A 25,709-nucleotide genomic window follows, 5' to 3' on the forward strand; every position below is an offset into this window, starting at 1 on the left:
TGAATTTCCGGCAGTTTTTGAACCGGGCGCGGGTGACGGATGGCTTTGCAGAACCTATACCGCTGCAAAATGCCCGATAAACGCATCTTATTGCCCATGTTGGCGGCGCTTATGGGCGTGGGTTTCTTATCATTGATGGATGCCTTTATGAAAGGCGCAGCGCTGGCAGCGGGGGCCTACAGTGCCGCTGTCTTTCGTTCCGCGATCGCCGCAGTTCTTATTACGCCCGTTTGGCTGGGCCGCGGAGGGCAGTGGCCACAGCGTGATGTATTGCGGCTCCATATGCTACGCGGAACTGTTTCCGCTTTTATGGCGCTGAGCTTCTTTTATGCCCTGACCAAACTTCCCATTGCAGAGGCTATCGCGATCTCATTTATCGCGCCGCTGATTGCCCTGTACTTGGCGGCGATCTTGCTGGGCGAAGAAATCCGGCGGGAGGCGATTGCTGCTTCTGTATTGGGTTTCGCTGGATCTCTGATCATCGTTGGCAGCCGCCTGGGCGCGGCTGAGTATGATACAGAAACGCTCAAAGGTTTGGCGGCGCTGCTTTTTTCCGCCACGCTCTATGCTTGGAACTTTATCATCATCCGCAAGCAAGCACTGGTATCAAGCCCGATGGAGGCGACCACATTCCATAGCGGGGTGGGCTGCGTGATCTTGTTGCTGGCGGCCCCGTGGTTTCTGACGATCCCTGCCCTGCCCGTGTTTACCGATATTGCGGCGGCGTCCGTTTTGACCATATGCGGGTCAATGGTGCTGACTTGGGCCTATGCCCGCGCCCAAGCGCAGATATTGGTGCCAATGGAATATACCGGGTTCTTATGGGCCGGACTGTTCGGCTGGCTGTTCTTCCAAGAAACCATAACATTCACCGCGCTGATAGGCACGGCGTTGATTGTGGTGGGATGCTGGATTGCTGCGCGGCCCGGTCCAGCACTGGCCAAGACAGAGCAAACAGCGATTTAAAAGAGCTTAGCCGGCAGTTTGAACGGCGTCTTGGGCAATTGCGTCTGCGGGATCACCAGCAAATGCCGCTGCTGCACCGAAGCACAGAACGACTGCCGTCACCGCGCCCAAAATGCCCATGCGCAATTGCTGCAATGATTGCTGTGTTTTTTGTTCTTCCCGATCCATAGTCACCCCTGCGATTGGCATTTGTTCCGCCTTTGTTGACCAGCTGTTAACCAAAGGCGCCGCTTGGCCCTAGTAAAATGATGAAACAAGCCGTGAATCGCGCCGAAATAGCCCGAAACTCTTGACCAAACGCCCGTGAAAGCGCAGGTGCGCGGTCAGACAATCGCCTGCTGCTTTGACCCGCTAAATGCCGGGGACCAGCGCGGGCCCACCCATAGAAGGAACCCCGCTCAATGACCCAGGTCGGTAAGGACACGCTCGGAACCCGCAGCACTATGACAGTGGGGGGCAAAGAATACGCCTATTACTCGCTCAACAAAGCAGCCGAAACCATCGGTGACGTCAGCAAACTTCCATTTTCGATGAAGGTTCTGCTGGAAAACCTGCTGCGGTTTGAGGATGGCGGCTTTACTGTTTCCACTGATGACATTCAGGGCATCGCTGATTGGCAGAAAGACCCGAAGACCGGCAACGAAATCCAATACCGCCCGGCACGTGTTCTGCTGCAAGACTTCACCGGCGTACCATGTGTCGTCGATTTGGCTGCAATGCGGGACGCGATTGCAAAGCTTGGCGGTGACACGGCAAAAATCAACCCGCAGGTTCCGGTCAATTTGGTGATCGACCACTCTGTAATGGTGGACGAATTTGGCCACCCGAAAGCGTTCGAAAAGAACGTTGAGCTTGAATATGCCCGCAATGCAGAGCGGTATGACTTCCTGAAATGGGGTTCCAAAAGCTTTGAGAACTTCTCCGCTGTTCCTCCGGGTACAGGCATCTGTCATCAGGTGAACTTGGAGCATATCGGCCGCGGCGTTTGGTCAACAAATGACGCAAGCGGTGCGACCGTAGCCTATCCCGATACCTGCGTTGGTACGGACAGCCACACCACCATGATCAATGGTCTGGGCGTGCTGGGCTGGGGTGTTGGCGGGATCGAAGCGGAAGCGGCGATGCTCGGCCAGCCTGTTTCCATGCTGGTCCCCGAAGTCGTTGGCTTCAAACTCACCGGGAAAATGGCTGAAGGCGTAACCGCCACCGATTTGGTTCTGACCTGCGTGCAAATGCTCCGCGAAGTGGGCGTGGTTGGCCGCTTTGTTGAATTTTACGGCCCAGGCGTCGCTACGCTCACATTGGCTGACCGCGCAACCATCGCGAACATGGCCCCGGAATACGGCGCAACTTGCGGTTTCTTCGGCGTCGATGACAAGACACTCGACTATATGCGCCTGACCGGCCGCCCTGAAGAAGACATCGCCTTGGTAGAAGCCTATGCCAAAGAACAGGGCATGTGGTTCACTCCTGAAAACGAACCTGTCTTCACCAACACGCTGGAACTGGATGTTGCATCGGTTGTGCCATCGCTTGCCGGACCAAAGCGCCCGCAAGATAAGGTTATCCTTCCCGAAGTGGACGAGCTGTTCAATAATGATCTTAAAACCACTTATAAGAAAGCGGGACCGGTTCGCACCCCGGTTGACGGTAAAGATCATGATATTGGCGATGGTGACGTGGTGATTGCAGCGATCACCAGCTGCACCAACACATCCAACCCTGATGTGCTTATCGCGGCTGGTCTTGTTGCCAAGAAAGCCAATGAAAAAGGCCTGAAGCCTAAACCATGGGTGAAAACCAGCCTCGCGCCGGGATCCCAAGTGGTTACCGATTATCTGATCAAGGCGGGCCTTCAAAGCGAGTTGGATCAAATCGGCTTTGACTTGGTTGGCTATGGCTGCACCACCTGTATCGGTAACTCCGGCCCGCTGGCGCCGCCGATCAGCAAAGCCATCAACGGCAATGACATCGTTGCGGCATCGGTCCTGTCCGGTAACCGCAACTTTGAAGGCCGCGTATCTCCGGATGTTCGCGCGAACTTCCTTGCTTCACCGCCGCTGGTCGTTGCCTACGCACTGAAAGGCACCGTCACAGAAGACATCACCACTACGCCGCTGGGCCAAGACCAGGATGGCAATGATGTGTTCTTGAAGGATGTCTGGCCGAGCAATGATGAAATTGCGACAATCCGTTCAGGCGCGATTGACCGCAAGATGTTCGAAGATCGTTATGCCGACGTGTATAAAGGCGACGAGCATTGGCAAGCGATCAACGTGGTTGGCAGCGACACATATCAGTGGCGCCCCGGCAGCACCTATGTCGCCAACCCGCCCTATTTCGACGGCATGGAAATGACCCCTGCCCCGATCATGGATATTATCGACGCCAAACCGCTCGCGGTTTTGGGGGACTCGGTCACAACCGATCACATCAGCCCCGCAGGCGCGATTAAAGAAGATAGCCCGGCCGGCGAATATCTGATGAGCAATCAGGTCGCTAAGGCAGACTTCAACTCATACGGCAGCCGCCGCGGCAATCACGAAGTCATGATGCGCGGCACATTCGCCAATATCCGGATCAAGAACGAAATGGTTCCTGGCGTTGAAGGCGGATACACCACGTATAATGGCGAACAGATGGCCATTTATGATGCTGCCATGAAACACAAAGCCGACGGCACACCATTGGTGGTCATTGGCGGTAAAGAATATGGCACAGGGTCCAGCCGTGACTGGGCAGCCAAGGGGACCATCCTGCTGGGTGTCCGCATGGTTATCGTCGAAAGCTTCGAGCGTATCCACCGTTCCAACTTGGTCGGCATGGGCGTTCTTCCGCTGCAATTCAAAGGCGGCGATACGCGTGAGACATTGAGCCTCACCGGTGATGAAAGCTTCACGATCAAAGGGCTGGCAGATTTGACGCCGGGGCAAGACGTAGAAGTGGCAGTAACGCGTGCAGATGGCACAGAGTTCAGCTTCACTGCGCAGTGCCGGATCGATACTGCAAACGAAATGGAATATTACCGCAATGGCGGTATCCTCCAATATGTTCTGCGGAATCTGGCTTCGTAAAGAACCGGTCATTTGCAATAATCCTAGGGGGCTCCGCTGCGGCGGAGCCCTTTTTGTATTCAGCCGCGATACAGCGCAGCAGGCGCAGTTTCAGCCCGGTCCCGGATCGTGGAGGAACGAATATGCGTAAGACACTCGTGACGATGGCGGCCGTCAGTCTGCTCGGCATTGCACCGGCAGCTACAGCGCAAGACAGCGACAATCCGCAGATCGACTATGACGGATTTGTCGAATTGACGATCACTCTGCAGGAAACACGCCAGGCGCATCTGATTGATCTCGCGGCTTTCCAAGCCAAAGCGCGGGAAGCAGGTGCGATCATTCTGGATACACGATCTGCCGAAGCGTTCCGTTTGGGACATCTTGAGCGGGCGATAAACCTACCCTTCTCCGAATTTACTGCCGACAAGCTCCGCAACGTCCTTGGCACGGATACTGGCAGACCCATTCTGATCTATTGCAACAATAATTTCAGCGACAACCAGCAGCCGATCCGGCTGAAAGCCGCACCTTTGGCGCTCAACATCCCGACCTTCATCAACCTGCATGGCTATGGCTATAACAATGTGTGGGAACTGGCCGATATCGTATCGACCAAGGATGTCGACTGGGTGGCACAGCCCCTGTTTCCGCAGCAAGCGACGGAAATCACAAAGCCGGACCCCCACAGCAGTTAAGACGCAGCAGTTAAGACAAAGAAAAAGGGCGGCCCATTGCTGGACCGCCCTAGTTTGAAGTTCCGAAAAAGGTGGCGTTAGGCCGCTTTTTTCAGCTTTAATTTCTTACGTCCCAGAACCGCTGCTGCCGCAAGGCCGAACAGGATCATCATTGGCGGTGCCGGTACCGGTGTTCCGCCAGTGCTGGTGGTAGTATTACCGCCAGTGGTGCTGGATGATGTCGACGAAGAGCTGCTGCTCGAAGTTGACGAGCTGCTGGTCGAGGTTGTGATAATGCCCGACGTACCGCCTGAGGTGGACGAGCTCGAAGACCCTGAAGTCGAAGAGCTGCCCGAGGTTGAGCCGGTAGAAGTCGCTCCGCTCGAAGTTGCACCGCTAGAAGTGGCACCGCTTGATGTCGCACCGCCCGAAGTAGAGCTAGAGCCCGATGACGAGGAAGAGCTGCTACCGGAAGACGACGACGAACCACTTGATCCGTTGCTTCCGCCCGAAGTAGACGAGCTACCGCTTGACGAGCCAGAACTTGATGAACTGCTCGAACCGGAAGAACCACCCGTAGTCGTAGTAGTGCCGCCGTTGGTGCCGCCAGTGCTACCGCCCGAAGAAGACGAGCTGGAGCTAGAGCTGGATGAGCTGCTCGATGAAGATGAGCCACTTGAGCCGTTGCTTCCACCAGAGGTGTTGCCGCCGCTGCCGCCCGAAGACGAGCTAGAGCTTGACGAGCCGCTGGAAGATGAAGAACCGCTTGATCCGTTGCTGCCACCAGAGGTGTTACCACCGCTGCCGCCTGACGACGAGCTAGAGCTGGAAGAGCTGCTCGAAGAAGACGAGCTGCTGCTGGAACCGCTGCCACCGCTGGAGGTATTACCACCGCTGGTGGTGTTACCGCCGGAGCTGCTGCCACCCGAAGAAGACGAGCTAGAGCTTGAGCTGGAAGAGCTAGAGCTTGATGAACTGCCCGAACCGCCGCTGGTATTTCCGCCAGATGTGTTACCACCCGACGTTGTGTTACCGCCAGAGCTGCTGCCGCCCGAAGAAGACGAGCTGGAGCTGGAGCTGGAGCTGGAGCTGGAGCTTGAAGAAGACGAGCTGCTTGACGAGGATGACGAGCCGCCGCTGGTAGTGGTGGTGTTGCCGCCAGTGCTGGTGGTGGTCGTTGTGTTACCGCCAGTGCTGGTTGTCGTGCTGGTATTGCCGCTCGTAGTAGATGTCGACGTGTTACCGCTTGTCGTGGTGTTGCCACTAGTGGTCGACGTGCTGGTGTTGCCGCCGGTCGTAGTCGACGTGTTACCACTGGTGGTTGATGTCGTATTGCCACTCGTGGTCGACGTAGAGGTGTTGCCGCCGGTCGTAGTCGACGTGTTGTTACCACTTGTCGTCGATGTCGAGGTATTACCGCTTGTTGTCGATGTGTTGTTACCACTGGTGGTCGACGTTGATGTGTTGCCGCTGGTGGAAGTGTTGCCACTCGTGCTGGTCGTCGTCGACGTATTACCACTGGTTGTCGACGTGCTGTTACCGCTTGTCGTTGTGGTGGTTGTCGTTGTTGTCGTGCTTCCGCTGGTGTTACCCGACGTACCGCCGTCTGACGTTGTGCCGCCAGAGGTTGATGTCGAGCTGGAGCTACCGCCGGTGGAACTGCCACCAGTCGAGCTGCCTCCGGTCGAACTACCCCCAGTAGTAGACGTCACGCCGCCAGTGGATGAAGAACTGCCACCTGTCGAAGTAGAACCGCCAGAGGTCGAAGTCGATCCGCCTGATGTAGAGCCACCTGAAGTAGATGAGCTGCCGCCTGATGTGGTTGTGGTCGAGCTGACAACAACGCTGCCGCCCGAGCCGCCACCACCGCCGCCGCCGCCGAAGAAGCCGCCGAAGAAGCCGCCACCGAAACCGCCGCCGAAGCCGCCACTGCCGCCAATGACAGTTACGCCGCTGCCGCCGCTACCCGTGATGGGTGGCTGTGGAGGAGGTGTGAAAGGAGCTGGGATTGCGGCAAGTGCCATTTGGTAAGCTGGTGCGCAGCCATCCACTTGGGCAACTTGGCCAGAAACATATTGGCCGTTCGCATAGGCTGCACTACCCGCGTGTGCGCCAACTTGACTGTGCGTTTGGCTGTGCGCGATTACGCCGCCAGGGCCGACAGGCTGGCATTCCGTAACCTGACGAACAATGCGGCGTTGGCGCGGTACCACTTGTGTGGTGACGCGGCGCTTCGCTTTGGGGCGCTCTTTAATATACCGGATGGGCTGCGCTTTGACGCTTTTCGACGACTTATAGGACGGTGCATCCGTTATGGGTGTCTCAGCAACGTGCACTGCACCACCAGCTAGAAGCGCTCCGCCTGCTGCAGTCGCAGACAATTTCGCAAGGGCCATTTTTACCGACATGGGCGAACTCTCTTGTTTATTCTGTGGGGATGTTTGGAAGGCAGCGGGTCCGCCTCCATTCAAATCCCTGTCCACCCACAAGACGCCCACACCGGTTAACCAGCAATCAAATTAACCATCAATTTTTGAGTTGAGGCGATTTTTTTGTCCGCAAATCCTCACGATTCGGCGAGTTGTCCCACAATGGAACCGAACGTGAGCCAAACCCTTCTGCGATCTTAACCTTTTGGATCAAACAAACCGGTTTGACGGTCCGAATCACCCGAATCACTTCGCAATTGTGGAATATCGAGCCCTAAATGCTCCCAACCGGCATCATTTAGGCACCTTCCGCGCGCTGTGCGGGCGACCAAACCCAATTGTATTAAGAAAGGCTCGACCACCTCCTCAATCGTATCGCGCGGTTCGGAAAGGCCGGCTGCCAGCGTCTCTACGCCTACGGGTCCGCCCTTATAAATGCCTGCAATCATATTCAGATAGCGCCGGTCCATCGCGTCGAGCCCCAGCCGGTCCACTTCCAAACGGGTCAATGCCTCATCCGCAATCTTGGCGGTTACCACACCGTCACCAGCAACCGAAGCAAAGTCACGTACCCGTCGCATCAAGCGACCGGCCACGCGCGGCGTGCCCCTCGCGCGGCGCGCGATCTCGCGGGCGCCCGCGCGGTCAATATCCATATCGAGCAACCGCGCGCCGCGCGCGACGACTTGCTCCAATTCGTCCTCGGTATAGAAATTCAGCCGTACCGGGATGCCGAACCGGTCACGCAATGGCGTGGTCAGCAACCCCTGCCGCGTGGTTGCCCCGACCAAAGTAAAGGGCGGCAAATCAATCCGCACGCTGCGCGCCGATGGCCCTTCACCGATAATAATATCGAGCGCGCGGTCCTCCATCGCGGGATAGAGCACTTCCTCCACCACGGGATTGAGCCGGTGAATCTCGTCAATGAACAGGACATCGCCTTCTTCCAGATTGGTCAGCAATGCCGCGAGATCGCCTGCCTTGGCGATAACGGGACCAGACGTAGCGCGGAAGCCAGCCCCCAGCTCTTTCGCGACAATCTGCGCCAACGTGGTCTTGCCCAGCCCCGGCGGGCCGAAGAACAACACATGGTCCATCGCCTCCCCCCGAGATTTCGCCGCCTCGACAAACACCCGCAAATTATCGCGCGCCGCCTCCTGCCCGATAAATTCGGTCAGCGACTTGGGCCGCAAAGCCGCGTCATGATCTTCCGGCTGGCGCTCGGGGGAAAGGTCTGGGTTATCGGTCACTACAGTTCTCTACCGTCATGCTGAACTTGTTTCAGCATCAATTTACCGGCACGCTCAGTTTTATGCGGTTCGAGAGACAGCCTTGCGCCTACATCCTTGCCAGCAAGCCGCGCGGTACGCTGTATATTGGTGTGACCTCCGATCTGGTCGGCAGGCTCCACAAACACCGTACTGGCAGCGCTCCTGGCTTCACCAGCCGGTATGGCGTTGCCCACTTGGTCAGATACGAGTTGTTCGGAGACATGTTGCGGGCCATTGCACGAGAAAAGCAATTGAAACGATGGCACCGGCAATGGAAGATCAATCTGATCGAGAGCGAAAACCCCGATTGGCATGATTTGGCTCCGGGACTGGGGCTTTCGCCCGTAGGCACGAAGCCTTCGAAGCCCTGACTTGCTTCCGACTGTGTCACCTTGAACTTGTTTCAGGGTCCATTTCACCGGACGCTCAGTTGCCGATCGTGAAGAACAAGGTTGCAAAGTACCCGCACCTTCTGAAAGCACCGGCCCCAGACGCGAGCTGGACCCTGAAACAAGTTCAGGGTGACGAAGAGAGAGGTTGGGACTCACCGTCGGCTCAAAACGGGTTCACCGTGTAGCCGCGTTGTTGCAGAATTGCGTGGGCGGTCATGGCCGACAGAGCGGTTTCAACGCCCGGAATAAGGTCCGCTTGCGCGATGCCATTGGCGGTCCCGCTTTGGCCGCACAGCACGAAACGCACGCCAGCATCCATCATGGCGCGGACCATCGCCGCAGAGGGATTGTCAGGCGCTTCTTCCTCTTCACCCGCAGGTTGCCGTGCGGCCCACGCCGCATCGCTGATCAAATCGAGCGACGCCTTGCCGTGGACCACCACCACCAGCCGGATATTGTCCTGATCAACGCCCGCCGCGACATGCATGTTGATGAACCGCGCCGCGCTTTCAAAGCCGCGATTGCGGGCCCCATCACTGGCACCCTTTGCCACATCAAAGGCAATCGAAAACTCGGTATCGGCAGGAACTTCCCCCATCCCGTCCACCGGAGCATGCGGCCCGAAACCTTCAAACACAGGCCCCGTTTTGAAGGCTGACATATCCTGCCCAGCTGCCGGAACCGCAAACACCAACGCGGCCAAGACCATCAGAAATTTCATCACATTCTCCATCACCAGCACCTTATCCGGCTGCCCGTTTTAGCGCGACTCTGATCAAATCGCTATCGCTGGCACCATCACCCAACTCGCTTTGCGCCGCCGCCACTGCGCGCGCCGCCACAAGCGGTTTGAAGCCCAAGTTTTCCAGCGCTGAAACCGCATCCGCACTGGCACCGCCAGCCGGAGTGATGGCAACCGCCGCGCCGCCAGCCGAAGCCGGTAGCGCGCCCGCTTTATCCTTGAGCTCATTCACGATCCGGCCTGCCAGCTTGGGGCCGACACCATTGGCCCGCGACACCATCCCGGCATCACCATTGGCGCAGGCCGTCTGGACTTCGGCAGTCGACAGAGCCGACAGGATCGCCAGTGCCACCTTGCTGCCCACCCCTTGCACTTGGTTGAGCAAGCGGAACCAGTCACGCTCCGCCGCATCGGCAAAGCCGAGCAGGCGCATATCATTCTCACTGACTTGTAGGTCGGTATAGATCGTACAGGCCTCTCCCACTTCCCCCATGGCAGCCAGTGTTTTGGTGGAACAATGGACGAGATAGCCCACGCCCTGCACATCAATCACCGCCCAATCCGTGCCGGTTTCGTCGAGCAGACCCTTTAACTTTGCGATCATTTAATCATTTCCCTTGGGCATGGTTTGTTCTTGCGCCGAAAGCTCCTCTTGGTCCAGCCCAAAGCAAGCCATTCTGGACAGCGGCCCACAGTTGAGACATGGCTGCCAGCATGAGCTGGAACACATTTGGCCGCATCTTGCGATTCACCACCTGGGGCGAAAGCCACGGCCCTGCACTGGGCGCCGTGCTGGACGGGTGCCCGCCGGGGCTGGGATTGAGCGAAGAGGATATTCAACCGTTTCTGGATGCACGCCGTCCGGGTCAGTCAAAATTTACGACCCAGCGCAAAGAGCCCGACCAAGTGCGGATTCTGTCAGGCGTGTTCGAAGGCAAGACGACCGGCACGCCGATCTCCTTGATGATCGAGAACGTGGACCAGCGCAGCAAGGATTATTCAGACGTCGCCAAAGCATACCGTCCCGGCCATGCCGATTACGCGTATGACGCGAAATACGGTTTCCGTGATTATCGCGGCGGTGGGCGCAGCTCTGCCCGGGAAACAGCGGCACGGGTTGCCGCGGGTGCCGTGGCGCGTCTGGCAATGCCCGAAGTGACTGTGACGGCCTATGTCAGTCAAATCGGCCATGATGAAATTGATCGCAGCCAGATCGACTTCGCAGAAATTGCCAACAACCCCTTCTTCTGTCCTGATCCGGCGGCGGCAAAGCGGTGGGAAACACTGGTCGATACGGCCCGCAAGGCGGGGTCATCGCTCGGTGCTGTGGTCGAATGCGTGGCCACGGGCGTTCCCGCCGGTTGGGGCGCCCCTGTCTATGCCAAGCTGGATGCCGACCTTGCTGCGGGCATGATGAGCATCAATGCTGTGAAAGGTGTTGAAATCGGCGACGGCTTTGGCGCAGCGCGCCTATCGGGCGAGCAAAATGCCGACGCCATGCGTTCGGGCGAAAACGGCCCTGAATTTGAAGCCAATCACGCGGGCGGCATTGCAGGCGGTATTTCGACAGGCCAACCGGTTGTGTGCCGTGTCGCCTTCAAGCCAACCAGTTCAATCCTCACTCCGGTGGATACTATTGGCCGGGATGGCGAAAACACCCAGATCATGACCAAGGGCCGCCATGACCCCTGCGTTGGTATCCGGGGCGCTCCAGTGGTGGAAGCGATGATGGCGCTGGTGCTCGCCGATCACAAAATGCTGCACCGCGCACAATGCGGCTGATGTGCCCAAGCAGTAAAATATACCCATAATTAGAATAATTTGGAACCGCGGGGCTACTGATCGGTTTTCCCGATGTTAGCAATCGCAACACTCAGTTTTACTGCGCTGCAGCAATCCCTATTTGCGCAGCGAACATTGAACAGATCAACCCAATTTACGGAGATATCATGGGTATTATCGGAAGCACATTGAAGCCATTCAAAGCCACCGCCTTTCAGGCTGGTAAAGACTTTTTCGACGTCACTGACGCCGATGTGAAAGGCAATTGGGCGGTATTCTTTTTCTACCCAGCCGACTTCACATTCGTCTGCCCGACGGAATTGGAAGATCTGAACAACCAATATGCCGGTCTGAAAGATATGGGCGTGGAAGTATACGCCGTGTCAACCGACACGCATTTCAGCCATAAAGCATGGCACGACACTTCGGATAAAATCGGCAAGATCCAATATCCGTTCTTGGGCGACCAACTGCACACACTGTCCAACAATTTCGGCGTTTTGCGTGAAGAAATGGGCTTGGCCGACCGCGCGACTTTCGTTGTCGATCCCGACGGTGTGATCCAAATTATGGAAATCACCTGCGAAGGCGTCGGCCGCAATGCTGGTGAGCTGGTCCGTAAAATCAAAGCGGCACAATATGTCCGCAACAACCCCGGCCAGGTTTGCCCTGCTGCTTGGGAAGAAGGCGCTGACACTTTGGCCCCTTCGCTTGATCTTGTCGGTAAAATCTAAGGGTCACCCTTAGACGGCTTGGCCGCAAACTGATTGCGGCCATTTTGAAGGCCCGGAACCACCCCTCCCCCTCCCAACGGTTCCGGGCCTCTTCTTTTGTAATGTACGGAGACTATCCATGCTCGGCGCGTCGATGCAGCAACAGCTAGAGACTTACCTCGCGAATTTGCGTGAACCGATTGAACTGATCGGTACGTTGGGCGACGATGAAAATTCGCGCAAAACACGCGCGTTGCTGGAAGAAATCGCAGCGCTGCATGATATGATTTCCGCTTCCTTTGATGGAAACGCGTCACATAGCCCCAGTTTCAAAATACGTCGGGCGTCGGATCACAATGCCGCGGTAACTTTTGCCGGGCTACCAATGGGCCATGAATTCACATCATTGGTGCTGGCACTGCTATGGGCTGGCGGCCATCCGCCAAAAGTAGAGCAGGATATTCTCGACCAAATTTCGGCGCTGGACGGCGACCATGCGTTTGAGATGTATTTCTCCCTCAGCTGTCAGAACTGCCCCGATGTGGTTCAGGCATTGACCTTGATGGCGATCTTCAATCCGCGCATTTCGGCCACTCTGATTGAAGGCGGTGCGTTCCAGGACGAAGTGGAATCCCGCCAGGTGATGGCGGTCCCGGCAATCTTCAAGGACCGCGAACCCTTCGCCAATGGCCGGATGGATGTCGCGGATATTATCGGCAAACTGGATAGCGGCGCAAATGCGCGCAATGCCAAGAAGCTGTCAGATAAAAAACCGTTTGAAGTGTTGGTGGTAGGCGGCGGTCCTGCCGGCGCGGCAGCGGCAATCTACACGGTCCGCAAGGGGTTTAGCACCGGGATCGCAGCGGAACGGTTTGGCGGCCAGCTGACGGATACTATGGGGATCGAGAACTGGATCTCAACGCCCTATACCGAAGGGCCCAAACTGACAGCGCAAATGGAACAACATGTCGGCGAATATCCCGTCGATGTGATGACCCGCGTTTCAGCGGAAAAGCTTATACCTGCAAGTAAGCCGGGCGGGCTGCATGAAATCAAGCTGGCAACTGGCGCGTCTTTGAAAGCCCGCTCGATCATCCTGTCGACGGGTGCACGGTGGCGGCAATTGGGCGTGCCGGGCGAAGAACGCTACCGCAATAAGGGTGTCGCTTACTGCCCGCATTGCGATGGTCCGTTGTACAAAGGCAAACGTGTGGCTGTCATCGGCGGCGGAAATTCAGGCGTGGAAGCGGCAATTGATTTGGCCAACATCGTTGGTCACGTCACGCTTATCGAATTCGACAATGCCTTGCGCGCCGACCAAGTATTGCAAGACAAAGTTGCCAGCTTCGCCAATGTGGAGATTATCACCTCCGCCCAAACGACCGAGATTACTGGTGACGGGGACACAGTATCCGGCCTGACATATAAAGACCGTGAAACGGGCGATACACGCACAATCGAGCTGGACGGCGTGTTCGTGCAAATCGGCCTCGTGCCGAACACCGAATGGTTGGCGGGTTCGGGTATCGAGCTCAGCCCGCATGGCGAAATTGTGATTGATGATCATGCCGCCACAAACGTGCCGGGTATTTTTGCAGCAGGCGACGTCACCACGGTACCCTATAAACAGATCATCATTGCCGCAGGTGAAGGCGCGAAAGCGGGTCTGAGTGCGTTTGATTATCTGATCCGGACGGAACCGGCAGAGGAGAATGCTGCCACTGAATCGGCAGACTGACGTGGATTAGCGGTTTCGCCGCAGCACCACATAGACCGCGCCTTCGCCGCCATGCTTGCGGTGCGCCTTGCGAATAGCGGCGATGGCATCTGCATGCGGGCCCGCAGCCAGCCAGTCGAGCAATTTTGCCCGGATTACGCCGCGCTTTGACCCGCGATCCGCCGCCTCCACCGGGCGCGGCCGACCGGTAATTACCAGCACCAGCCGGGCATCCATTGCGCGCGCTTGGGACAGGCCGCTTTCCAGCCGGTCATGCGCTGCATCCAGATAATGATCATGCAGATCGAGTGTGTAATCAGGCGCGATCGACCCGCTTTTCAGTTTTCGATCCCAGTGAGAATCGAGGCTGGTATGCCCAATTCTTCGCGGTCCGGGCGGCGGTGTCGGGACAGGCACCATGCGCGGCGGCGGTCTGACAACTTTGGTAAATTTGGGCGCGGCCGGTTTCGGCGGTGCCGTCTGACCAGCTGGAGCGGCCACCACTTTGGGCCGGGTGCGGCCAGCCAAGGGGTCGACCGAAGACGCTAAATGCGCCCAAGCGGCTTGCTCTTCAGCGGTTAATCCACGTGGCAGCTTCACTGGCTATTGAGGCGCTTAACCGTACCGCGTGGTAACAGGATCAACGCTTGCCCGCGCCCGCTCATACCGCCTGCAATCGTTCGTGCATCCTCGCCCGCGCCCCAGAATGTGTCGAAACGGTTGGGGCCCTTAATCGCCCCGCCTGTATCCTGTGCGATCCACAAACCGTCCGCAATATTGCGGTCCAGATCGAGGAATACCGGCGCACCATAGGGTACAAAACGCGGATCAACCGCAACAGAGCTTTCGCGGCGCACCGGAATACCGAGCGAACCCAGCGGTCCATCACCGGTCAATTCAGTGAAGAAAATCCAGCTTTTGTTGAGATGCATCAGCTCTTTGCCGTCTTGCGGATTCTCGCGGATATATTGCATGATGCCCTGCATCGATCCGGCATATTGCCCCGGGCCGTCACCCAGTAAGCCCCGCTCGCGCATCACTCCGCCTATGCCGGTATAGCCGCGCCCGTTCTGGCCGGCATACCCAATCCGCATCACCCCGCCATCATCCAGGGCGAGCCGACCGGAACCCTGGATCTGCAGGAAGAACATTTCCACCGGGTCTTTTGCCCAAGCGAAGGCAAGTCCGCGGCCTTCCAGCGCGCCAGCATCAATCTCTGACCGTTCAAAATAGGGTACGAATACGCCGTTCTCATTGATACGGCCGAGCGGCGGGCGACCCGTCCGTTCGGACTGCGCCATGTCCGCTGGCCACTGGCGGATCAGATCACCCGGCAGCGCATAAACCGGCACTTCACAGCCCGGCTTGCGAGTCCGGCACCCGGCGATTTCCGGTTCAAAATATCCGGTAGCGAAAGCCTGGCCGGAACCGACAATAGCGGTTTCAAAATATGCGGAGAAAAAAGTGTCTGCGGTTCCGGGATTGCGCGGCGCGGCGGCGCAAGCTTTCTGCCAATCGGATGGCTGGGTGAGCCCCGATTTATCCTCACGCCGGAGCAATGTCGGGCAACTTTCGATGAAAGACCTCAGCGCCGCTTCAGCATCTGTTTGGGATATGGACAGGCTAGAAACAAATGGCCCTTCCTTGACCCCAGCCATCATGGCAGACGTAAACGCCTCACCGCCAGAAGATGGCGGGACGGGATCCGCCGATTTAGGAACAATTCCGGCGCAGCCGGATAGCAGCAATGCACTCGCCAATCCGGTCAACAGCCGCATTATCTGATTACCCCCAGTCTTACACGCGCCAGTCTTATCCGCGCCAGTCTTGACCGTTCGCCAGTCTAAAACTTCGCCAGTCTTACCCTTCGTCGGTCTCGTCGACCAACCAATTCACATCAGTGGATTTGACGTCGCGCATAAATGTCCAAACATCCCGGCTTTCAATCGCATCATCCAACGAACCGGCAATCATTGTGCCGTCTTTATCATAGGTTACAGCGGCGATGTCGGCCACAAAACGCACACCGACGCGCGCCATCGTTCCATCCAGTGATGCGCTGGAAATCACCGTTTCTTCAATCCGGATCAAGCGGTTATTGAGTGTTTGACCAGCCTCTTCACGGGCCGTGATTGCAGCGTCGAAGCTCTCATAGACATCATCGTCACACAGCTCTTTCAGCGTCGCGCGATCACCTGACCAAAACGCCTCAAGAACCATACCATAAGCGGCTTTGGCACCCTCGATAAAGCTGGTCACATCAAACCGGCGGTCTGCCGATGCAATATCATTTACGCCGCGCTCAACCGCAGGCAATACATCAGGGAATTGATGGACATTGGTGGCTGGCTGCGCCTGTTGCGGTGTTGCGCTCGGGGTGGGTGCCTGAGCATTTTGGTCCAACCGGGTCGGGATCGATTCCTCTTCATGCTCGGCGCGTTGGCCCAGCACGGAATAGAGGCGCAGACCCAAAAAGGCTGCAACCATTGCGAGGATGACGATTTCGACAATATGTCCTGACACGATAAGGTCCCGTTTCTTCTGGATAGAAAGCGCTATCCGCATTTCACTAATATTCTTGCCTTAAATAGGGCCTGAATACAAACGAACAACGCCTTAAGCGGCAATTCGGCCCCCAAGTGACGCAAATAAGCGTATTTTTTGCAATTTTCGGACATACATCGCCCTTGTCAAAGCACCTGATACGTTGCGACTGCCGCAGGAGGGTGCTACGCGCGCCGCCGAACAGGATGACCGCGCCGTGTTTGGGCGGCGTGGCGAGTCCATGAATTTGGAATAATGAAAGACAGTATCATGGCCGAAGAAGGCGACGTTCTTACCGATTTGAATGAGGGCCCTATGCCCAATGGCGCAGACACATCGCCGGTTGCGGGTGTCATTTCACAATATGTGAAGGATCTCTCGGTCGAGAACCCGAATGCACCGGACAGCTTCCAGTGGCAGGACAAGCCTGAAATCGATTTGCAGTTCAACATTGGCGCGCGCCAGGTGAATGAAGAAATTCATGAAATTGAACTGAAAATCAACGTCACTGCGAAATCTGAAAAGGGCAATATCTATCTGATAGAGCTCGTTTATTGCGGCCTTATCGGAATGCGCAACCTGCCCGCAGAACAGCAGCATGCATTTATGTATGCCGAAGGCCCGCGGCTTCTCTTCCCATTTGCACGCAGCGTTGTTGCAGACGCCACCCGCGATGCCGGTTTCCAACCATTGATGCTCGATCCGATCGACTTCAACGGCCTGTATATGCAGCAGCTGCAGCAGAAAGCCGAACAAGAAGCCGCCGCTGGTGCGGCATCAGGCGAAGCGTAAGCTTTAGCGGTTGATGGCGGGCAAGCAGAAATGAGCCTGCTCAAGAATGTCGGAACCATTGGCGGGCTGACGATGGTCAGCCGCGTCTTTGGTTTCGCGCGCGACATCATGCTGGCGCGCGTTTTGGGCGCGGGCGGCATGGCCGATGCGTGGCAGCTGGCGTTCCAACTGCCCAATATCTTCCGGCGGCTGTTCGCCGAAGGGGCATTCGCCAGCGCCTTTATACCCTTGTTCAACCGCCACATGACAGATGGCGACAACCAATCCGAGGCCCGCCGGTTCGCCAGCGAGGTATGCGCGGTTTTACTGCCCATATTGGTCGCCTTCGGCGCGGTTATGATGATCGCGATGCCGTGGGTTTTAATGGCTTTTGCCAGCGAAGAACTGCGCGCCAACGATGTCAATTATGATCTGGCGGTGACGATGGGGCGGATCGCCTTCCCCTATCTGTTGTTCATGAGCCTCGCGACATTAACCGCCGCCGTGCTCAATTCACTCTCCCGCTTCGCTGCCGCAGCAGCCGCCCCGATCTTGCTCAATATTTGTTTGATCGCCGCGCTAACTTGGGGTGCGATGCAATCAGACAGCGATACGACCCGCCAAACAACCGGCCTGCTCTTGGCTGTCGCGGTGTCTACCTCCGGATTTCTACAGCTCGCATGGCTGACATTCTGGATGCGCAGGAGCGGCTTTCGCATAGCGTTCCAGCGCCCCAAAATGACTGATGATGTCAAGCAGCTGGGCGTACTGATCATCCCGGCAGTGTTCGGCGCGGGCGTCTATCAAATCAGCCGTTTCCTCGACCTGTTCTTTCTGGGGACACTGCCTGATAAATCGATCACCTATCTGGCAATGGCAGACCGGTGGAACCAGTTGCCACTGGGCATTATCGGGATCGCTCTTGGCACTGCCATATTGCCCGCCTTGTCCCGTTTTATCGCGAGCGAGGACAAAGACGGTGCGTTTCGTTTGCAGAGTAACGCAGTGGAATTGGCCATGCTGCTGACTGTTCCCTGCGCGGTTGCTTTGTATATAACGGGCAGCGCCTTCACCCGGGTTTTCTTTATGGGCGGGGCCTTCACGCTGGAAGATGCACTGGTGACCGGTTCTGTCGTGTCGGGTTTAGTTATCGGCCTACCCGCCTATGTTCTGGTCAAGGTCCTGACGCCCAATTTCTTTGCCCGCAAAGATACGCGGACGCCGGTCTATACGGCCGCAGCCTCGCTACTGATCACTGTCGGGCTCAACATCTACTTCATCTACTGGCTTGATATGGGCGTGATCAGTTTGGCGATCGCCGGGGCGATCGGCGCATGGTGTAACGTAGCCTTGCTCTACGCAATTTTGGCACAGCGCGGGTTTTTTGTGCTGACCGCTCAAGTGATCAGCAGGCTGCTGCGTATTATGGTTGCTGCGGGTATTATGGGCGCTGCACTCTATTGGGCAATGCCATATGCTGATCCCTATTTTACCGGCAGTTTTGCCGAACGTGGCGGCGCAATTGCGGCAATTATGGGGATCGGCGCCGTGGTCTACGGTATCGCAGCATTTGCGCTGCGCGTACTTGACCGGGACACCATTGGTAGGCTTATGCGGCGCCAAGGGTAACACCCGGCAAGCATGGCTCACCGGCCACCACCAAAAATCTGGTACAAATCCAGACAGCTCAGGAAAAACAATGCGCGTAGTTTCAGGGATCCAGCCCACCGGCAACCTTCACCTTGGCAACTATCTGGGTGCGATCCGTAATTGGGTCCGGATGCAGGACGAGATCGCTGGCGCAGATGGCAGCACCAAAGAAGAAGGCGGCGAATGTCTATTCTTTCTGGCGGATTTGCACGCCATTTCGATGGCGCATGATCCCGCTGCGCTAAAGGCTGGCACGCTGGAAATGACAGCCGCGCTGGTCGCGTGCGGGATTGATCCAGACAAGTCGATCTTGTTTAACCAAGCGCAAGTGCCAGCGCACGCGGAACTGCAATGGCTGCTGAGCGGGACGGCCCGGATGGGCTGGCTTAACCGGATGACCCAGTTCAAGGATAAATCTGGCAAAAACCGTGAAGGCGCCAGCATTGCGCTGTTTACCTATCCGGTACTGCAAGCGGCCGATGTTCTCCTGTATCAAGCAACCCACGTTCCGGTTGGCGATGACCAGAAACAGCATCTGGAATTGGCCCGCGACATAGCCCAGAAATTCAACGGGGATTTCTGTACAGAAGATGCACCCGTGTTCACTTTGCCGGAACCGATTGTTCCAGCCGAAGCTGCCCGGATCATGAGCTTGCGCAATGGCAGCGCCAAAATGAGCAAGTCTGACCCTTCTGAGATGAGCCGGATCAATCTGCATGATGATGCCGATATGATCACGAAGAAAATCAAGAAGGCCAAGTCTGACGCCGACGATCTACCCTCTGAAGTGGCTGGCCTGGAAGGGCGGCCAGAAGCGCTCAATCTGGTCACCATCTACGCTGCGATAACAGGCGAAACTGCAGATTCGGTGCTGTCACAATATGGCGGCAAGGGTTTCGGCACGTTAAAACCGGCATTGGCAGAAGTTCTGGTCGATGCGTTTGCGCCTATTTCCGCTCGGTTCCGCGAGCTGAAAGATGATCGCGAATCGCTGGATGCAATTTTGGCACGCGGTGCTGCCAAAGCGCGCCAACGCGGGGAAGACACGCTTAAGCAAACATATGACGCGCTTGGGCTTGTTCGCGGCTGACAGGCGAAAATGCCTGCATAGTCGGCCCCATTTCTGGACGCCCATCGTTCAATTCTGGTTCAGCCTGCGAAACTAGGGTAGGGACTATCCAAGATAGCAGTTGTGCGAGTGTGGGGGCACCGCGCTATCCGCAATCGGATTCGAAAGGGCTCACCATGTCATTCAAGACACCAAACTTAACTCGCGCGCTCAAGCTCGCTTCAGCGCCGCTTCTACTCGCAACACTCGGCGCTTGTGCCAGCGGTTTCAACGCCGATGTTTCACGCTTCCAAAGCCAACTGCCAGCGCCGCAAGGCCAAAGCTTCGCGGTTGTGGCTGATGATCCGGCGCTCGCTGGCGGTTTGGAGTTCGCTCTCTATGCCGATTTGGTTGAAGCTGAAATGAGTAAGCTAGGCTACGTTCAAAGCGACCCACAATCCGCTGATCTTCTTGTAAGGTTTGACTATGGCGTCGACAAAGGGCGGGAACGGGTTCGTTCAACGGGCTTTTCCGATCCATTCTTTAGCCCATGGCGCGGCTATGGATCCTATTACGGGTCACGCTTCGGTTACGGTTCGCGCTTCGGATATCGCAACCGCTTGTTCCGCCCGGGATACCGGCCGGTGGGCGCATGGGGCTTCGGCTTTTATGATCCGTGGCTGAGCGGCGGCCGCGATGTACGCAGTTACACAGTCTTCAGCAGCGACATCGAAATGAAGATTGACCGCAAGATTGATGGCGAACGGCTGTTTGAAGGCAAGGCTGAAGCGGTCTCTACTTCCAACCGGTTGCAATATCTGGTGCCGAATTTGGTCGAAGCCATGTTCACAGATTTCCCCGGCAATTCGGGTGAGACGCTGCGGATATCCATTCGGCCGGAAAAAACCAAAGTGCGCCGCGTTAACTAGAAACCGGTCGTATCACGGCAATATAGCAAAAGGGCGAGCCAGCGATGGCCGCCCTTTTTTGTTTCGGCTTGTTATTTGGGCGGGCTTTGCTTTCGATGCCAGCGAACCGCTGCGATACCCGATCCGATCGCGACGGACCCGATCAAGAACGCGCTGGGGAAACCCAGCTGAACAGCATAGTCGGCTCCTCTCATCGCGCGCTCCAGCAGATCCAACAGGTAGTTACCGCAATGGATCGCCCCCACCAGCAGTAGCACCGTGACCACCAGACTGCGGGGGTCCAAAGGCCGCCAGCCTGTCCGCATCCCGACAAACCGCAAGACCCGTTCCGACAGCCAAACCAGAATGATGATCCAGACCAGCAGCGCGATGATCGCAATCAGTATCCCGCCGGGACCAATGGTGCCTAAAGCCATCACTTATCGCCCGGTTGACCCGAAGCCGCCCGCCCCTCGCACGGTGTCATCAAGTTCATCAACTTCCTGCCACATTGCCTGAACTACTGGCGCGAGAATTAACTGGGCAACACGTTCGCCGCGTTTGACCTCGAAATCATCGCTGCCCAGATTGATCATCAAGATCTTCAGTTCGCCGCGATAATCGGAATCGATTGTTCCTGGCGTGTTGGGCACGGTCACACCGAATTTGAACGCCAAGCCGGACCGTGGACGCACTTGTATTTCAAACCCTTCCGGGATTGCCATGGAAAGACCAGTGGCAACAGCATGCCGCATTCCGGGGGTCAGCGTGACATCTTCCGCCGCGAGCACATCCATTCCAGCAGCGCCCGCGGTTGCATAGGCGGGTAAGGCCAAACCCTCGCCATGGGGCAAACGCTTTACCTGCACTCCGACCGGATTACTCATGCGTATTCTCTCCATCTGATAGCGCCTGTCCGACCCGCATAATCAAAGCCCGCGCAACCGCATCTTTGGGCATATCATCAAGACTATCGACACCGTTCTCGCTAACAATATGCACGCGGTTATTATCACCGCCCATCACGCTCTCACCTTTGGGACCGGAAACATCGTTAGCAACGATCCAATCCACACCTTTGCGGATACGCTTGGCTGTCGCATTATCGATGACATCCTGTGTCTCAGCTGCAAAGCCGATAAGCAGAGCGGGCCGTTTTGACCCTTTGGCAACCCCGGCAAGAATGTCGGGGTTCTCCGCCAGTTCCAATGCCGGCAACCCCGTGTCACGCTTTTTCATCTTTTCTGAAGCGATATCCTTCGTGCGCCAATCAGCCACTGCCGCAACCATAATGCCCACATCAGCCGGCAGAGCGCGATCCACAGCTTCTGCCATTTCGCGCGCGGATTCGACATCAATGCGTTCCACTCCGGGCGGCGTTGCCAAATGCACAGGTCCGGCAATGAGGGATACACGGGCGCCCGCTGCTGCAGCCGCCTCGGCAATGGCGAAACCCTGTTTTCCGGACGACCGGTTGGCGATGTAGCGCACCGGATCAATCGGTTCGTGCGTGGGGCCCGCTGTGATCACCACATGCTTGCCATATAGCGGGCGATGCGCGGGATTGCGGTCAAAGTCAGGCTGCCCCGCCAAAGCGTCTGTCTGGACACCGTTGAGGGTAAGCTGCGCAGAAATTTCGGCCCAAACATCCTCTGGATCGGGCAAACGCCCCGGGCCAAATTCGCCGCACGCCATGGGGCCGACATCCGGTTCTACCACGTGCACGCCTGACGCCTTGAGCGTGGCAACATTGCGCTGGGTCGCCGCGTGCTGCCACATCCTGACGTTCATAGCGGGAACGGCCATAACGGGTTTATCCGTGGCGAGCAGCAGCGTTGTCGCCAAATCATCGGCAATGCCCATCGCCATCTTGGCGAGCATGTCAGCAGTGGCAGGGCAAACCACGACCAGGTCAGCTTCCCGGCTAAGCTGGATATGCCCCATCTCAGCCTCGTTCTTCAAATCCCACAGCGTCGTGTGAACCGGGTTTTCCGACAACGCCGCAAGCGTCATCGGGGTAACAAATTGTTGCCCGCCATTGGTAATGACGCAGGTTACATCACCGCCGCCCTTACGGATCAGCCGCACCAGCTCGCAGCTTTTATAGGCCGCGATCCCGCCGCCAATGACCAGCAGCACTTTCGCAGGTGAAGCGCCGTTCATATTTTAGGTTCCAAAATTCGCGGCATAGGTTTGAAGCCGGATGTCTTACGCTGTCTGTCCATGCACCTTGTCTAGCGGGCTGAGTGGGCAAGGCCAACACTATTGACCACCGCAATAAACCCCGACCAATATCGCCCCAACTGGGCTAGGCGTGCGCTTGTTTTGCGGATATGCCGACCCAAGGGGAGACAAGACAATGATTATTGCACTGCGCGCTATTCTGGTTTTGGGCGGCTTATTACTGGGCTTTTTGGGAGTCGGCTTTTTGACTGACCCCGTAGCGTCCGGTGTTGATTTCGGCATCTCTGCCGCGGGCGCGCACGGGCTTACATCCATTCGTTCCGATTTTACCGCCTTTTTCATGGTCGGCGGGGCTTGCCTCATTTGGGGTGCGATAGCACGCCGCCGCGATCCCCTGATTATTGGCGGAGCATTGATGTTGGTCACCTTGGCAGCCCGGCTGGTCAGCCTGTCCATTAACGGCAGCTTTCTAGGCTATATTCCGCCAATGGTTGTCGAGTTGGTGCTTGGGGTGGCGGCGCTGATCGGTGCGCGGATCTTACCCCAGCGCGGCTAGAGATTACCCCAGCAGACCTGCAGAAGCGGCAGCCCAAACGGCTCCGCCGCCGATAATCGCGGCAATCACATAACCACCAATCCCGGCAGAGCGCTTGTCTCGCTTGTCCCACATCAGTGGGACATCGGGCAGCGGCGCCTGATCGGGTGCACCGCCTTTGGGCGGGAACTTGTCTTCAATCCGCCGGATCAACGCCGGAAGACGCATCAACGTATCTGTGTCTTCCTTCAGCCGGTCAGCCACCAGCGATTCGGGGCCAAGCTCATCGCGGATCCATGCCTGCACATAGGGGCCGGACGTGTCCCACATATTGATTTCGGGGTTGAGCTGAGTCGCAATTCCTTCGACCATCACCATCGTTTTTTGCAGCAGCAGCAAATGCGGCTGTGTTTGCATGTCAAAATCGCGGGTGATGGCAAACAGGCCGTCCAGCATCTGCCCGACGCTGAGTTCTTTGACCGGCTTGCCGCGCATGGGCTCGCCCACGGCACGCAAAGCTGTCGCGAACTCACCGACGGAATGATAGCTCGGCACATATTGCGCCTCAAAATGGATCTCTGCCACGCGTTTATAATTACCGGTGGTCAAGCCGTAGAGGATTTCTGCCAGCCATGCCCGCGCCTGCCGGTCGATCCGCCCCATGATCCCGAAATCAATCGCGACAATCGTGCCATCCGCTTTCACGAATAAATTGCCCTGATGCATATCCGCATGGAAGAAGCCGCCGCTGATTGCCTGGGTCAGGAAAGCCAGGACCAGTCGCTGCGCCATTTCCGATAGATCGTGGTCTGCCTCAACCAACGCCTGCCGGTCGCTGATTTTGGTGCCGTCGACCCAAGCGACGGTCATCACGCGGCCATTGGTCCGGTCCCAATCGACGTCGGGCACTTCATAGCCCTCTATCGCCTTCATGCTTTCCATCAATTCGCTGGCGGAGGCCGCTTCACGGCGCAGATCCAGCTCGCGATTGGTCCAACGTTCGAAATTGGCAATCGTCATGCGCGGGCGCAAACGAGCCGCCTCGCCGCCCAAACCTTCCAGATGGGCAGCTGCCCAATGATAGGTCTGGATATCCCGCTCAAATTTTTCCCGGATACCGGGGCGCATGACTTTTACCGCTACTTCGCGGCCATCTGTCGTCGTTGCGCGATGGACCTGAGCAATAGACGCCGCGCCCACAGGCACTTCTTCAATAGTGCTAAACAGGTTTTCCAGCGGCTGCCCGAAGCTGGTTTCAATAACTTTGCGAATTTCGGCAAAGTCCACTGGCGGCAAATTATCTTGCAGGGAAAGCAGGTTCTCCGCCGCCTCTTCACCCACCAGATCGGGCCGGGTTGCCAAAGACTGCCCAAGCTTAATTGCCGCCGGCCCAATCGCCCGGAACGCGCTGGCATAATCAGGCACTCTAGGCTGGATCGTGCCAAACCGCGCCAACCGCATCAAACGGCGAACGGGCGGCGGCGTATTAGGATCAGATTCTAACCCGCGCAAAGCACCGTGCTTTGCCAGCGTCCGGCCCCATTTTAAGAGCCGCCAAATATGCGTTGCAGGGCGTGTCACGCAGTCAGACTTTCCAACCGGAATGGATCGCGACGGCCCCGCCAAAAATTGGCTCGACCCGTGTACGGCTGAAACCGGCATCGCGGATCATTTGTTCAAATTTCGGCATAGGCGGGAAGCGGCGGATGGATTCGGCCAGATACCGATAGCTGTCTTCATCTTGCGCGATCATCCCGCCAAATTTCGGCATCACCTTGTGCGAATACAGGTCATAGATCTCTTTGAAACCGGGCCATTCAGTGGTCGAAAATTCCATACAATAGAACCGGCCACCATATTTCAGAACGCGGTGCGCCTCTTTCAGCGCCTTATCGATGTGAGTGACATTCCGGATACCAAAGACGATCGTATAGGCATCAAAAACATTTGAAGAAAAGGAGAGTTCTTCTGCGTTTTGGCGCGACCAAACCAGCCCGTCGATCCCGCGGTCCATTGCCCGTTCGATGCCGACATCCAGCATTTCCTGATTGATATCCGATACCGTGATGTCGGCATTATGCTCCGCCATCCGGAACGCGACATCGCCAGTACCGCCAGCCATATCCAATATCGCCTCGCCATTTTGAGGCTTCACCCGGCGGACAAAGCGGTCTTTCCAGACACGGTGCATCCCGCCGGACATGACATCATTCATAATGTCATATTTGGCGGCGACTTTAGAAAATAACTGGCCCACCATCGCGGTCTTTTCTGACACATCGACATCTTGGTAACCGAAAGACACTCTATCATTCATGCGCATATCC

General features: G+C 57.0%; 25 protein-coding genes. 13 read left to right on the forward strand and 12 right to left on the reverse strand.

The window, feature by feature from the left end:
* The first annotated feature begins 39 nt into the window (after nucleotides 1-39).
* On the forward strand, nucleotides 40-966 hold the full coding sequence (locus HKD42_RS09455) for a DMT family transporter (protein ID WP_246236951.1): 927 nt from the start codon (nucleotides 40-42) through the stop codon (nucleotides 964-966).
* Between the two features lie 6 nt (nucleotides 967-972).
* On the opposite strand, the gene HKD42_RS09460 is transcribed toward HKD42_RS09455, so the two are convergent.
* Nucleotides 973-1,155 (reverse strand): hypothetical protein, encoded by a 183-nt coding sequence (locus tag HKD42_RS09460; protein ID WP_170012774.1) that lies wholly within the window; start codon nucleotides 1,153-1,155, stop codon nucleotides 973-975.
* 212 nt (nucleotides 1,156-1,367) lie between these two features.
* On the opposite strand from HKD42_RS09460, the gene acnA reads away from it, so the two are divergent.
* From acnA to HKD42_RS09475, 3 genes are all read left to right on the forward strand, one after another.
* Nucleotides 1,368-4,040 (forward strand): aconitate hydratase AcnA, encoded by a 2,673-nt coding sequence (gene acnA, locus HKD42_RS09465; RefSeq protein WP_170012776.1) that lies wholly within the window; start codon nucleotides 1,368-1,370, stop codon nucleotides 4,038-4,040.
* Nucleotides 4,041-4,162: 122 nt separating this feature from the next.
* The gene (locus HKD42_RS09470; protein ID WP_170012778.1) at nucleotides 4,163-4,717 is read left to right on the forward strand and encodes a rhodanese-like domain-containing protein; all 555 of its coding nucleotides are present in this window, start codon (nucleotides 4,163-4,165) and stop codon (nucleotides 4,715-4,717) included.
* Between the two features lie 186 nt (nucleotides 4,718-4,903).
* Nucleotides 4,904-6,727, forward strand: a complete 1,824-nt coding sequence (locus HKD42_RS09475; protein WP_170012780.1) for a hypothetical protein — start codon at nucleotides 4,904-4,906, stop codon at nucleotides 6,725-6,727.
* A 595-nt stretch (nucleotides 6,728-7,322) separates the two neighbouring features.
* On the opposite strand, the gene ruvB is transcribed toward HKD42_RS09475, so the two are convergent.
* Nucleotides 7,323-8,375, reverse strand: a complete 1,053-nt coding sequence (gene ruvB, locus HKD42_RS09480; protein WP_170012782.1) for a Holliday junction branch migration DNA helicase RuvB — start codon at nucleotides 8,373-8,375, stop codon at nucleotides 7,323-7,325.
* Between the two features lie 17 nt (nucleotides 8,376-8,392).
* Here ruvB and HKD42_RS09485 point away from each other — a divergent pair, with 17 nt between their 5' ends.
* Nucleotides 8,393-8,767 carry a GIY-YIG nuclease family protein gene (locus tag HKD42_RS09485; RefSeq protein ID WP_246236953.1) on the forward strand — a complete coding sequence of 125 codons (375 nt, stop codon included), beginning with the start codon at nucleotides 8,393-8,395 and terminating at the stop codon, nucleotides 8,765-8,767.
* Between the two features lie 184 nt (nucleotides 8,768-8,951).
* Here the strand turns inward: HKD42_RS09485 and HKD42_RS09490 are convergent, their stop codons facing one another.
* Together HKD42_RS09490 and ruvA are read right to left on the reverse strand one after the other, a co-directional pair.
* Nucleotides 8,952-9,509 carry a DsrE family protein gene (locus tag HKD42_RS09490; RefSeq protein WP_170012784.1) on the reverse strand — a complete coding sequence of 186 codons (558 nt, stop codon included), beginning with the start codon at nucleotides 9,507-9,509 and terminating at the stop codon, nucleotides 8,952-8,954.
* Between the two features lie 22 nt (nucleotides 9,510-9,531).
* Entirely contained in the window at nucleotides 9,532-10,134 is a 603-nt protein-coding gene (gene ruvA / locus HKD42_RS09495; protein WP_170012786.1) for a Holliday junction branch migration protein RuvA, read from the reverse strand.
* 110 nt (nucleotides 10,135-10,244) lie between these two features.
* Here ruvA and aroC point away from each other — a divergent pair, with 110 nt between their 5' ends.
* From aroC to ahpF, 3 genes are all read left to right on the forward strand, one after another.
* On the forward strand, nucleotides 10,245-11,312 hold the full coding sequence (aroC, locus tag HKD42_RS09500; protein ID WP_170012788.1) for a chorismate synthase: 1,068 nt from the start codon (nucleotides 10,245-10,247) through the stop codon (nucleotides 11,310-11,312).
* A gap of 167 nt (nucleotides 11,313-11,479) precedes the next feature.
* Nucleotides 11,480-12,046, forward strand: a complete 567-nt coding sequence (gene ahpC, locus HKD42_RS09505; RefSeq protein WP_170012790.1) for an alkyl hydroperoxide reductase subunit C — start codon at nucleotides 11,480-11,482, stop codon at nucleotides 12,044-12,046.
* A gap of 118 nt (nucleotides 12,047-12,164) precedes the next feature.
* Nucleotides 12,165-13,763: an alkyl hydroperoxide reductase subunit F gene (gene ahpF, locus HKD42_RS09510; protein ID WP_170012792.1), complete on the forward strand. Its 1,599-nt coding sequence runs from the start codon at nucleotides 12,165-12,167 to the stop codon at nucleotides 13,761-13,763.
* 6 nt (nucleotides 13,764-13,769) lie between these two features.
* Here the strand turns inward: ahpF and HKD42_RS09515 are convergent, their stop codons facing one another.
* From HKD42_RS09515 to HKD42_RS09525, 3 genes are all read right to left on the reverse strand, one after another.
* Entirely contained in the window at nucleotides 13,770-14,342 is a 573-nt protein-coding gene (locus HKD42_RS09515; protein WP_170012794.1) for a Smr/MutS family protein, read from the reverse strand.
* Nucleotides 14,339-15,520, reverse strand: coding sequence for a murein transglycosylase A (mltA, locus tag HKD42_RS09520; RefSeq protein WP_170012796.1), 1,182 nt, complete (start codon nucleotides 15,518-15,520; stop codon nucleotides 14,339-14,341). Before mltA ends, HKD42_RS09515 begins: the two co-directional genes overlap by 4 nt.
* A gap of 82 nt (nucleotides 15,521-15,602) precedes the next feature.
* Nucleotides 15,603-16,307: a Tim44/TimA family putative adaptor protein gene (locus tag HKD42_RS09525; protein WP_170012798.1), complete on the reverse strand. Its 705-nt coding sequence runs from the start codon at nucleotides 16,305-16,307 to the stop codon at nucleotides 15,603-15,605.
* A 249-nt stretch (nucleotides 16,308-16,556) separates the two neighbouring features.
* Here HKD42_RS09525 and secB point away from each other — a divergent pair, with 249 nt between their 5' ends.
* From secB to HKD42_RS09545, 4 genes are all read left to right on the forward strand, one after another.
* Nucleotides 16,557-17,078 (forward strand): protein-export chaperone SecB, encoded by a 522-nt coding sequence (gene secB, locus HKD42_RS09530; protein WP_170014007.1) that lies wholly within the window; start codon nucleotides 16,557-16,559, stop codon nucleotides 17,076-17,078.
* A 30-nt stretch (nucleotides 17,079-17,108) separates the two neighbouring features.
* Nucleotides 17,109-18,686, forward strand: coding sequence for a murein biosynthesis integral membrane protein MurJ (murJ, locus tag HKD42_RS09535; RefSeq protein WP_170012800.1), 1,578 nt, complete (start codon nucleotides 17,109-17,111; stop codon nucleotides 18,684-18,686).
* Between the two features lie 70 nt (nucleotides 18,687-18,756).
* Nucleotides 18,757-19,797, forward strand: a complete 1,041-nt coding sequence (gene trpS, locus HKD42_RS09540; RefSeq protein WP_170012802.1) for a tryptophan--tRNA ligase — start codon at nucleotides 18,757-18,759, stop codon at nucleotides 19,795-19,797.
* Between the two features lie 155 nt (nucleotides 19,798-19,952).
* Complete coding sequence (locus tag HKD42_RS09545) at nucleotides 19,953-20,684, forward strand: DUF4136 domain-containing protein (protein WP_170012804.1); 732 nt, start codon at nucleotides 19,953-19,955, stop codon at nucleotides 20,682-20,684.
* A gap of 71 nt (nucleotides 20,685-20,755) precedes the next feature.
* Here the strand turns inward: HKD42_RS09545 and HKD42_RS09550 are convergent, their stop codons facing one another.
* From HKD42_RS09550 to coaBC, 3 genes are read right to left on the reverse strand one after another with little or no spacing between them, the layout of a single operon-like run.
* Nucleotides 20,756-21,100 (reverse strand): hypothetical protein, encoded by a 345-nt coding sequence (locus HKD42_RS09550; RefSeq protein ID WP_170012806.1) that lies wholly within the window; start codon nucleotides 21,098-21,100, stop codon nucleotides 20,756-20,758.
* Between the two features lie 3 nt (nucleotides 21,101-21,103).
* Nucleotides 21,104-21,550, reverse strand: a complete 447-nt coding sequence (gene dut, locus HKD42_RS09555) for a dUTP diphosphatase (RefSeq protein WP_170012808.1) — start codon at nucleotides 21,548-21,550, stop codon at nucleotides 21,104-21,106.
* Nucleotides 21,543-22,826, reverse strand: coding sequence for a bifunctional phosphopantothenoylcysteine decarboxylase/phosphopantothenate--cysteine ligase CoaBC (coaBC, locus tag HKD42_RS09560; protein ID WP_170012810.1), 1,284 nt, complete (start codon nucleotides 22,824-22,826; stop codon nucleotides 21,543-21,545). The genes dut and coaBC overlap by 8 nt, the downstream gene beginning before the upstream one ends.
* Before the next feature lie 196 nt (nucleotides 22,827-23,022).
* Here coaBC and HKD42_RS09565 point away from each other — a divergent pair, with 196 nt between their 5' ends.
* Nucleotides 23,023-23,403, forward strand: coding sequence for a hypothetical protein (locus HKD42_RS09565; RefSeq protein ID WP_170012812.1), 381 nt, complete (start codon nucleotides 23,023-23,025; stop codon nucleotides 23,401-23,403).
* A 3-nt stretch (nucleotides 23,404-23,406) separates the two neighbouring features.
* Here HKD42_RS09565 and ubiB read toward each other — a convergent pair whose 3' ends face one another.
* Both ubiB and HKD42_RS09575 read right to left on the reverse strand, forming a co-directional pair.
* Nucleotides 23,407-24,963, reverse strand: coding sequence for a 2-polyprenylphenol 6-hydroxylase (ubiB, locus tag HKD42_RS09570; RefSeq protein WP_170012814.1), 1,557 nt, complete (start codon nucleotides 24,961-24,963; stop codon nucleotides 23,407-23,409).
* A 4-nt stretch (nucleotides 24,964-24,967) separates the two neighbouring features.
* Nucleotides 24,968-25,699, reverse strand: coding sequence for a class I SAM-dependent methyltransferase (locus tag HKD42_RS09575; protein WP_170012816.1), 732 nt, complete (start codon nucleotides 25,697-25,699; stop codon nucleotides 24,968-24,970).
* Between the last annotated feature and the right edge of the window lie 10 nt (nucleotides 25,700-25,709).

The organism is Pontixanthobacter rizhaonensis, from assembly GCF_012972675.1.
GTDB classification, from domain to species: domain Bacteria; phylum Pseudomonadota; class Alphaproteobacteria; order Sphingomonadales; family Sphingomonadaceae; genus Pontixanthobacter; species Pontixanthobacter rizhaonensis.